Source organism: Actinopolyspora lacussalsi subsp. righensis, from assembly GCF_900116555.1.
Taxonomy (GTDB): Bacteria; Actinomycetota; Actinomycetes; order Mycobacteriales; family Pseudonocardiaceae; genus Actinopolyspora; species Actinopolyspora lacussalsi.
Map to the genome: position 1 here is coordinate 277855 of NZ_FPAT01000007.1, position 9992 is coordinate 287846.

Annotated in this window: 8 protein-coding genes; 6 read left to right on the forward strand and 2 right to left on the reverse strand. The window is 65.8% G+C overall.

Translation table 11 applies throughout. The annotated features are described in order from the left end of the window. Positions 1-249 precede the first annotated feature (249 nt). The 4 genes from BM394_RS14760 (at position 250) to BM394_RS14775 (ending at position 4887) form a co-directional block, all read left to right on the forward strand. Positions 250-1776, forward strand: a complete 1527-nt coding sequence (locus BM394_RS14760; RefSeq protein ID WP_092978871.1) for a PucR family transcriptional regulator — start codon at positions 250-252, stop codon at positions 1774-1776. 464 nt (positions 1777-2240) lie between these two features. Beyond that, positions 2241-3494, forward strand: a complete 1254-nt coding sequence (locus BM394_RS14765) for a type III PLP-dependent enzyme (RefSeq protein ID WP_092978875.1) — start codon at positions 2241-2243, stop codon at positions 3492-3494. 75 nt (positions 3495-3569) lie between these two features. Beyond that, positions 3570-3968 (forward strand): adenosylmethionine decarboxylase, encoded by a 399-nt coding sequence (gene speD, locus BM394_RS14770; RefSeq protein ID WP_092929535.1) that lies wholly within the window; start codon positions 3570-3572, stop codon positions 3966-3968. Positions 3969-4008: 40 nt separating this feature from the next. Further along, on the forward strand, positions 4009-4887 hold the full coding sequence (locus BM394_RS14775; protein ID WP_092978986.1) for a spermidine synthase: 879 nt from the start codon (positions 4009-4011) through the stop codon (positions 4885-4887). 169 nt (positions 4888-5056) lie between these two features. On the opposite strand, the gene BM394_RS14780 is transcribed toward BM394_RS14775, so the two are convergent. After that, positions 5057-6226 (reverse strand): hypothetical protein, encoded by a 1170-nt coding sequence (locus tag BM394_RS14780; RefSeq protein ID WP_092978877.1) that lies wholly within the window; start codon positions 6224-6226, stop codon positions 5057-5059. Between the two features lie 130 nt (positions 6227-6356). Here BM394_RS14780 and rbsK point away from each other — a divergent pair, with 130 nt between their 5' ends. Continuing rightward, positions 6357-7253: a ribokinase gene (gene rbsK / locus BM394_RS14785; protein WP_092978989.1), complete on the forward strand. Its 897-nt coding sequence runs from the start codon at positions 6357-6359 to the stop codon at positions 7251-7253. A 115-nt stretch (positions 7254-7368) separates the two neighbouring features. Here rbsK and BM394_RS14790 read toward each other — a convergent pair whose 3' ends face one another. Next, complete coding sequence (locus BM394_RS14790) at positions 7369-7737, reverse strand: histone-like nucleoid-structuring protein Lsr2 (protein WP_092929539.1); 369 nt, start codon at positions 7735-7737, stop codon at positions 7369-7371. Positions 7738-8124: 387 nt separating this feature from the next. Between BM394_RS14790 and BM394_RS14795 the strand changes: the two genes are divergently transcribed. Then, positions 8125-8670: a histone-like nucleoid-structuring protein Lsr2 gene (locus tag BM394_RS14795; RefSeq protein WP_092978993.1), complete on the forward strand. Its 546-nt coding sequence runs from the start codon at positions 8125-8127 to the stop codon at positions 8668-8670. Positions 8671-9992 lie beyond the last annotated feature (1322 nt).

Sequence of the window (9992 nt, forward strand, 5' to 3'; positions counted from 1 at the left end):
ACCAACGGCCCGGTACGGGCTTGGCCTCCGAGTGCGTTATCCGTGGGCAACGTAGCCGAGCACCGGCGCGGAGCGTGGAATTTCCCGTAATGATCGTGTTTCGGCGTGTGCCGCCCCTTGCAGCCGCCACCGTGGGCATGCCTAGGATCACCGGGTTCCGACCCGCCGCACGGCCGACTCGGACGAACGGACCGGTCCGGGGCTGGAGCCTCCGGCGGATAACGGCGATTCCAGGAATTAGGTGCGTGCGTGCTTCTCGGTGATCTGTTGGACGATTCCCGGCTGGGGTTGACCCTGCTCACGGGAGGCGACCGGCTGGACCGGGTGGTGCGCGGGGTGTACGTCACCGACCTCATCGACCCCAGGCGTTACCTGCAGGGCGGTGAGCTGGTGCTCAGCGGCCTGGTGTGGCATCGGCACTCCACCGACTCCGAGGAGTTCGCGGCCGCGCTGTCTGACGCGGGAGTGGCGGCCCTGGTGGCCGGTACGGCACGGTTGGGAAGAGCACCGGCGGATCTCGTACGTGCCTGCGCCCGGCACGGTGTGCCGTTGTTCGAACTCTCGGTCAACGTCAGCTTCAACACGCTGTTCGAACACGTGCTCGGTGCCGTCCGCAACGAACGGACTTCCGGCCGGGACCTGGTCACCGACGTGGCCGCGGGCGCCGATCTCCCCAGGGTGCTCGCCGCCGCCGCGTCCAAGCTGGGGAGCGACTGCTGGGTTTGTTCCGCGGTGGGGGCGACCGTGGCCGAACACGGCGAGTTGTCCGTCCCCGACCGCCGCACGCTCGTCCGCGAGTTCCTGCGCGCCGAGCGGCTTCCCAGAACGGTGGCCACCGAGCGGGGGGACGCCTATGTGCTCTGGCCGGTCAGTTCCGGAACCGAGTCACGTGCCGCCAGGTGGTTCCTCGTGCTGCCCGCCGAGGAGGAGCAGCGGGACACGACGCGGGAGTCGGTGACCAACGAGCTCGCCACGGCGGTGGCGCTGCTGCGCAGCAGGCTCGACGAGGGACGTCAGGTCTCCGGTGGCCCGGTCGGTACCGCGCTGCGCGCGTTGCTGGAGGGCTCGGCCGGTTCCAGGGAGGTGGCGGGCAGGCTCGCCGAGGCGGGGTTGTCCGGGGAAGGAACGTTGTGCGTGGTGGCGTTGTCCATGAACGGGAGCTCGGAAGCCGCCGCCGACGTGCTGCGGGAGATCGCCGCCGCCACCGGTCTGCCCTCGGTCACCGCACCCGTGGAGACCGGTGCGTTGGCGGTGTTCGGTGAGCGGGCCGGTGGTCCGGTCGAACTGGCCGGGCTGGCCGGGTGGCTGCGCGGCACGCTCGCCGACCTCGAACACGGCCCCACCTGGCTGGGGGTCAGCGTGGGAGTAAGCGACCTGGCCGATCCGAGCGGATTGCGCGGTGCCGTCGAGGAGGCCCGCTACACCCGGCGACTCGCCGAACAGCGCCACGGCCGCTGCGATATCGCCACCGCGGCCGATCTGGTCTCCCAGCAGGTTCTGCTCTCGGCGGTGCCCGACGAACTGCGACATTCCTACCGGCAACGGTTGTTGGGGGGACTGCTCGCCTACGATCGCGACCACCAGTCGGACCTGGTCCACACGCTGCGGACGTTCCTGGAGTGCTCCGGATCCTGGTCGCGCTGTGCCCAGCGGTTGCACGTTCACGTGAACACGCTTCGTTACCGCATCCGACGGGTGGAGGAGATAACCGGCCGTGATCTCGGGGATTTCCCCACCAGGGTGGACTTCTACCTGGCACTGCAGATCAACGGTTGATCGGTTCCACCGAGCGGGCCGCGCGCGAGGGGCGGTGAGTTGCCGGTCCTCCCTCGGTGGGGGTGAGCGAGGGAGGTCGTTGGTGTGTCCGAGCTCACCTTCGCGATGTCGATCGATGGAGCAAGAGTTCCGTTCCGGACCGTGATCCGAAGGGCCTTCTAACCGCCCAGTGGGAACCACGATCCAATTGACGGGACACTGCCGAGTGAGTGAAACATCTCGGCTCCGGTGAACGATTCGCTGGGTGGCCACGGGCCGTGTCAGTAGTCACAATCGGTTCCGCTGTCCGGGGGAAGCCTTGGGTGTGATTGGAAAATGCGCCGCCATCAGCGGTACCGTTTCTGGTCGGTGCAGGGCATTCCCCGCGGTTCGGTCCTCCTTGGGCCCCGTAACGGATCGGCCTGGCCGGATTGGTGTGTTCCACGCGACGGCCCGCCAACGGCCGAGAAACGGAGGTTTCGGGATTGACCGACCTGTCCGGCAGCCACGCTGTGACGGACCGCCCCGGTGGCGGCACCACTGTCGGGACGACCGTGAACGGGGCGTCCGCGGCCTCCGCCGCGGAGTCGGAACGTATCCGCCGCTTCCTCGACGAGGCGTGCCCCAGCACCCCCTGCCTGGCCGTGGACCTCGCCGTGGTGCGGAATCGTTTCTCGCGGCTGAGCGCGGAACTGCCCGGGGCGCGCATCTGCTACGCGGTCAAGGCCAATCCCGATCCCCACGTCGTCGCCGAACTGGTCGGACTGGGGGCCTCCTTCGACGTCGCCAGCCCCGGAGAGATCGAGCTGTGCCTGCGCCAGGGCGCTCCGGCCCGGGCGATCTCCTACGGCAACACCATAAAAAAGCCCGCTGACATCGCTCTCGCGCATCAACGCGGAGTCCGGCTGTTCGCCACCGACAGCACGCCCGACCTGGAGAACATAGCCGCCTCGGCGCCCGGAGCAGGCGTGTTCTGCCGAATCGCGGTGGACAACACCGGTTCCCGGACACCCTTCGGGCGCAAGTTCGGCTGTTCACCCGCGACCGCGGTCCGGTTGCTGCGACGTGCACGTGAGCTGGGGCTCGTGCCGTACGGAGTGTCGTTCCACATCGGCTCGCAACAGCTCTCCTCCGAAGCCTGGGAACACGGCATCGCCGCCGCGGCCGAGGTGCTGCACGACCCCGAGATGCCCGCCGACGCGGTTCGCATGGTCAACCTGGGCGGGGGGCTGCCCGCCACGTACACCCAGCCGACCCCGGAGCTATCCGAGTACACCGCCGTGATCGAGGACGCACTGCGGCGCCACTTCGGTACCGGCCGCCCCGAGGTGCTGCTCGAACCCGGTCGCCACCTCGTGGGGGACGCGGGTGTGCTGCGGAGTGAGGTCGTGCTGGTCTCCGAGGACTCCGCGGGGCAGGGACGCTGGGTCTACCTGGACGCGGGACGCTACAACGGCCTGGCCGAAACCGAGGGTGAGGCGATCACCTACCGGCTGCGCACCAGCCGGGACGGGGACCCGCTCGCCCCGGTGGTCCTGGCCGGACCCACCTGCGACGGCGACGACGTGCTGTATCAGCACACCCGCTACGAACTTCCGAGCACACTGCGCGGTGGGGACACGGTCGACCTGCTCAGTGCCGGTGCCTACACCGCGAGTTACTCCTCGGTCTGTTTCAACGGATTCGAACCACTCACCACTTGTTGCTTCGACAGTGCCGAGACCATCGAACGAGCGTGACCGGCCGAGACGCGGTGCGGGGCTCGTTCGGGAAGTTTCCCAGTAGGAATCTGCGAAATGTTGGGAGGTCGATAGATGTCAATTGATGCCGGAACCCTGCAGCCTGTTGGTCTGTTCACCGGTCAGCACGTCCTCGCCGAACTCGAGGGCGTGGCCGCTGAGCTGCTCGACGACGAACAGTTCCTGACAGACGCGCTCAACAGCGCACTGGACCGTTCCCAGGCCACGGTGTGTGACGTGATCTCGAAACGATTCGATCCGCAGGGTGTGACGGTGCTCGCGCTCCTGTCGGAATCCCACGCTTCGTTGCACTCCTATCCGGAAAACGGTTCGATCTTCATCGATGTGTTCACTTGCGGGAACAGGGCACAGCCGGAGCGCGCGGTGGATCTGCTCGCCGAGTCGCTGGGCCCGACGAATGTGAACTGCCGGACGATCCGGCGTGGTCATGACTACGAAACAGGCCTCACGTGAACAGCGTGTGTTCGGCCGAGCTCATCCGAAGGAGCGGGAGTTGATCGAGCTCGACGGCAAGCAGTGGATCCAGGAGCCGCTGGGTGACGACATGCGGCGACTCTGGCGCGTCGACGAGGTGTTGTGGGAAGGCGACACCGCTTATCAGCACGTGGTGATCGGCCGTACCGGCCAGGGCGTCGCGTTGTTCTGCGACGACGATCGGCAGAGCACCGAGTTCTCGCAGCTGGTCTACCACGAGGCGATGATGGTGCCCGGCTTTCTGCTCGCGGAACAGCTTGAACGGGTGTTGATCGTCGGCTCCAGCGAGGGTGTGGCCAGCCGGATGGCCGTCAAGGCGGGCGCCGCGCGAGTGGACCACGTGGATATCGACAGTGAGTGCGTGCGCGTCTGTGCCGAGCACCTTCCGTACGGATACACCGCCGCCGAGCTCGCGGATCTGGAAGCGGGCAACGGTCCCATAAAGCTGCACTACACCGACGGGTGGAGTTTTCTCGACCAGGCCATCGGTGCGGGAGAACGCTACGACCTGGTGATCGTGGACCTCCCCGACGAACGGGCGGACGAGACCGACAGTCAGCACAACCGCCTGTACGGCGAGGAGTTCATTCGAAGGTGTCATGCCGTGCTGGCACCCGGAGGTGTGGTCGGTTTCCAGGCCGGAACACCGACGGTCTGGCGCAACACCACGCTCCTCCGGGCCTACAACCGATTCCGCACGGTGTTCGACACTGTCACCTACTTCGGTTCCGACGAGCACGAGTGGGCATTCCTGTTCGGCCGTGTCGAACAGCTGGACGACCCGGTCAACGTCATGCTCGACGCGATGCCGAAGAGCCAGTACGAACCGGCCACGATCGACGACGCGAGTCTGATCGGCCTGACGGTCCCGCCGTACTCGGTGCGCCACCAGGAGTGACGACTCGCGACACCGGCCGTGGAACGGGGCTCCGCGTCCGCGGTGGCGGGGCCCACACACGGCCGGTGTCCGTCGAACGCCGCCACACCGCCTGCTGATCACCGACGGTGCGGCCGAAGGCGTCCGGATATCGCTCCGGCCCGCGGAGCGGTTCGATCCCGATGCCGGTTCAACCCAGGTACGGGTGTTGCCCCGTACCGCTGCCCGCGTCCTCGTACTTGTTGAACCACTGGTCGAACGCGAGTCCTCTGGTGCGCAACCGTTGTTCGACGGCTTCTCCGGTTACCGACTCCTCGGAGGCATCGGACCGGTCGGCAGTGATCGTCTCCACCGCGAACAGTTCCTCGTAGGCATTGTCGGGACACGCGTGAGCCGCGAACGACTCGAACAGCGGCGCGCTCTCATCCCAGCTCATCAGCTCCGTGGCCTCCAGCACCACGCGAGCCTCGTTGATGAACAGCCGCAGTGCCAACGCTTCCGCCACACAGCGTGGTGGTTGCCAGCGAGTGCCCGTCAGTCGGGTGGCCACGGCCGCGGAGCACAACAGCAGTGAGCGCGTGAAACGCGCGTCGTAGTTGTGCTGGTAGCACGGCGGAAGCTCCTCCAATACCAGCAGCCCCACCGCGCCGTCCGCCGTGGCGTCGTTGACCGTCAGCGCCAGCTCGTCGTAGAAGAGCTCGTCGGTCACGACACTGACGGCGTGAATCAGCGCGCCTGCCGCGAGGTTCGCCCGTTGCTCGTTGACCCCGCTCGCGTCGAAGGCGTTCGGCGCGAAGGCGCGCAGCCGGTCCGAGAGCTCGTGCAGCCGAATCCGCCAGTTCTCCGTCTCGGGCGATTCCGCGCCAGGGGAACGCGCTTCGGCCGTGGCGGCGGATCCGGTTCGCCAGGAGTCCGACTCCGGGAGGTCGGCCTGCTCGAACGCGTCCTCGACCTCGGCCTGCAACCGCTCATCGGCCTCACTGAACTCACCACCGGGGTGCTGTTCCGCCGCCGCGAGGCTCTCGTTGAACTCGTCCTCGGTGATCTTCACTTCGGAGTGCGTGAGCGTCCAGTGCTCCAGCACCTGACTGTCCAGCAGGATTTCCCGCAGCACGTTGGCGGCGGCGTTCTCCGCGGCCGACAGTGAGGGAGCGTCAACCGCGAGCATCACGGTCGACCCGTCCGGACCGACCTCGATCCGGTAGTCCAGCACGTCGATGTCCTCCTCCTCGGGGCCCGCCACCCCTTCGACTCGACCGAGCTGGTGATCGAGTACCGACACCACCCCCTCCTGTTGTAGTGGGTCGAGTTTCGAGATGTCCACCGGAGGCCGCAGCCCCGCGGTCACTACATAGTCCACCGCGTCTCGTCCTCTTTCCGACTCGTTGCCGGGCATGGTACGTCCCGGCAACCGGCGGGTCGTGTACGACGCGCCAGCGCCCCTCGCCGCTCCGTTCAACCGGCGGGACGGTCATTATGGCCCCGTGACGATGGTGACGGTATTCGGTAGTTGCAACATGGATCTGGTCGCCTACGTGGCGACACCACCACGCAGGGGAGAGACGGTGCACGGTCGTGCGTTCAGCACCGTCCCCGGCGGCAAGGGGGCCAACCAGGCGATAGCCGCCGCGAGAGCCGCCGCTAACACCCGGTTTCTCGGCGCGGTCGGTGATGACGGGTTCGGCAGTCGGATCCGTGCCGAGCTGGGCGACTCGGGAGTCGACACGGCGGGGCTGCGGACGGTGGAGGGACACAGCGGTACCGCGCACATCGTGGTCGACGACGACGGTGGAAACTCGATCATCGTCGTGGGAGGTGCCAACGACACGGTTGATCGACTGCACGACGGTGACGCGGAGGCGATCGCCGACTCCGACTGTCTGCTGTTGCAGTTGGAGACGCCGCTGCGGGGAGCTTCGGAGGCCGCCGAGGTGGCCGCCCGCAACGGAGTGCGCGTGATCCTGACACCCGCCCCGGCGGAGCCGGTGCCGGAGTCGTTGTTGTCGAACGTGGACCTGCTGGTGCCGAACGAGCACGAGGCAGCTGTTCTCACCGGTGAGTCGGATCCGGAACGAGCCCTGCCCGCGCTGCTGGAGAGCGTTCCGGAGGTCGTGGTGACCCTGGGAGATCAGGGGGTGTTCTACGGAAATCGAGCGGGCGAGCGCGTCAGGATGCCCGCGTTCTCGGTGCGGGCGGTGGACACCACGGCGGCGGGGGACACCTTCGTCGGTGTGCTGGCGGCGGCGTTGGCCCGCGGCACGGATATCACCCGGGCATTGCGGCGCGGCTCCGCGGCAGCGGCGTTGTCGATACAACGAAAGGGCGCGAGCGGATCGATGCCGGTGGAGGACGATATTCACGAATTTTTGGAGCGGGCCACCGATTGAACGAAAAACGATCACATTTGGCGTGCTTTCGTGCACGCAATGTTTTCGGCGGCGGCCCTCCCCGGCGGGCGGGGACCACTCGTGTCACCCCGCCCGCCCGGGCACTACAGCCGGATCACTGTGCTTTGTCGTAGGCCTCGACGATCTCCGCGGGAATCCGGCCACGATCGGAAACCTGCATACCCTGTTGGCGTGCCCATTCCCGAATGGCCTGATTCCGTTCGCGGTCGGCGGCTTTCGGTGCTTGTGAACCGCTGTTCGACTGGCGAGTTTTCCCGGCCTTGTTCGCCTTGCCGCTGCGCTTGCGGCCACCGACGCGACGGGCACTGGAAAGATAGGGAGCCAGCGCGTCGCGGAGTTCGGCAGCGTTTTCGGACGACAGGTCAATCGTGTAGTTCACACCATCCAGCGCGAACTCGACGGTCGACTCCGCTTCGGAACCGTCGACGTCGTCGACCAGTTGAACCGTTACCTTCTGCGCCACTGCTAACCCTCGATTCCGGATCGTTTTCGTCGGTCATCCACAGCTTACGACGAAGCGCGACAGTACAATAAACTAGCGTTACTCTATTGTCGTGAACGGCCGCGACGTGATGTTGTAGTGAGCTTCGCGTCACTGTTCGCGTTGTAGTGCTCTTCCTGGGTCAGCACAACACGGAGTACCGCGTTGCCCGCGTGAGGGGTTCCAGTACTATTGGTTTTTAGGAACCGACTACATGGGCGTGGGTGGTTTACGAGCGCGCATGAGGTTGTTCTATCGTGAGGAGGAGACAACGGCCCGACCGCGTGCTATAACGTAAGTGTCGGTCGGAGGTGTCTTACCGGCAAGTGTCGCGGAGCGAGACGGGGCACGTTCCCGAAACAGGTGATCATGGCCGAGCGGATTCAGGTCGAACTCGTCGACGACATCGACGGGTCCGAAGCGCAGCAGACAGTTACTTTCGCCATGGATGGCGTGAGCTATGAAATCGACCTGAGTGAACAGAATGCGCGAAACCTGCGTGAGCTGTTCGGGCCGTACATCAGGCAGGCACGCACGGCGCAGCAGCAGCAGAACAACAACCGGCGGCAGAGCCGAAAGCAGGAGCGGGAGGACCGGAAGACCCGGCAGGCCAACCGCAAGCTGACCGAGGAGATCCGCGGTGCGGCTCGACGCAGTCACGAGCGCTACCAGCAGGATCGCCAGGAGCAAGCGGCGGATCGGGCCGAATCGACGTCGCAGAGTGGGCAGAGCGGGCAGTTCGACCAGAGCGGCCGGCTCGATCAGGAGACGTTGCTGGAACACCCGCTGTCCTTCGCGTCGGATGATTCCGGTCAGGTCGCCGGCGGACAAGCACCGGCGGAAGACGTCGAGGACACCGAGGACAGCCGTTTCCCCGCTGTTTCACTTCCGCAGTTCTCTTCCGCGAACGAGTGAGGCAGGCACGCTCGTTCGAGTTGTTCCGTTCTAGTAGTGCATCGTGCTGGTGCGCTGCCTGGCCCTGTCGTGCCCGTGCGGCCGTGGTACTCGCTCGCCGATGCCCGCTCGACTACCGGCGACGAAACGACCTCTCCACCCGGCTGTGCCGCCGCGGGCTCCTCGCGGCGGTCTTCTCGTGACGGTGCCCTCGTGCGGCGGGGCTCGCTCGGCCGCCTCGACTCGCCGCCGGTGTGAACACACCAGTCGACCCACACGGTGAGTGGAAACGGTTCAGCGTGACAGGGCACCGTTCGGGCCGCCTCCGGACGGCCCGAACGGTGCGGTGATGTCCGATCAGTCCTCCGCGCGATGGCGGCGACCGGTACTGCGCTTGCTCTGTTGCGGCGGTGGTTGTGTTCCGGCGCTGTGGCTACCGCCCGAACCTTGGTCCGACTGATCACTCTGTTCATGAGCACTTTCCAGGGAGGCGACAAACTCGGGTGGGGCACTGGTGGCCCAGTGGTCCCCTTCCGGGTCGATCAGCGTGTTCCGCAATTCGGTGTAAATCGGTGTCGAATCCACTGCTACCCCCGTGGTCGTGTTCCGAGATCGAGGTTACCGCGCTCGCCGGTGACGGAACGAGGTGTGGCCGATACTCACCCGAACGTGGACGAGCGTGAATACCGAGCTCCGGCATGACGAACAATCACGGCTGTTTCGTTGCATGCTCTCCCCCGGACGTGCGAAACCCGTGTTCACCTGGTGTTTTGGTGGTTGGTGGGGGTGGGTGTGTGGGGTGGTGTGGTGGGGGGTTAGAGTGGTTGTTGTCAGCACGGCGGGGCCGGGTTGGAAATCACGAGGGTGGATGAGCTGGGACGTGGTTCTGGTTTGTTCGGTGGTTTCCGGGTTTCGGTTCGTGGTGGTGGCTGGTTGTTTGAAGAACTGCATGTGGTGCCTGGTGCTTGCTGGCTCGGGCTTGCCTTGTTGGGGTGAGTGGTGAGTTGGCGGGTGGGTGACCCCCCGGTGAGTGGGGGTTGGTTGGGGTGCTACGGTGAATGCGGTTAACAACGAAGAGGCATTCGGGAATTCCGCTGAATGTGGTGGCTGGGTTTCGGTTCGGTCGCTGGGTTTGGTGGGTGTTTCTGGGTGTGGGCCTGCCGCGTGGGTGGTGGGTGTGTTCTTTGAGAATTCAACAGTGTTTGTGCACGCGTGTGTGTGTTTGTTTCTTGTCTTTTTTGCTTTGAGTATCAATGCGCATCACGGTTGGGTGGCCCTGTGAGGGGTTGCCGGGTGTGGTGTGGGTTGTGCTGGGGTTTGATTTTCTAGTTCATTGTTGGAGA

What these genes read in the sequence shown, in the direction of transcription:
- speD (WP_092929535.1), top strand. Translation starts at nt 3,570, where the DNA reads ATGTCAATTGATGCCGGAACCCTGCAGCCTGTTGGTCTGTTCACCGGT.
- rbsK (WP_092978989.1), top strand. Translation starts at nt 6,357, where the DNA reads ATGGTGACGGTATTCGGTAGTTGCAACATGGATCTGGTCGCCTACGTG.
- BM394_RS14795 (WP_092978993.1), top strand. Translation starts at nt 8,125, where the DNA reads ATGGCCGAGCGGATTCAGGTCGAACTCGTCGACGACATCGACGGGTCC.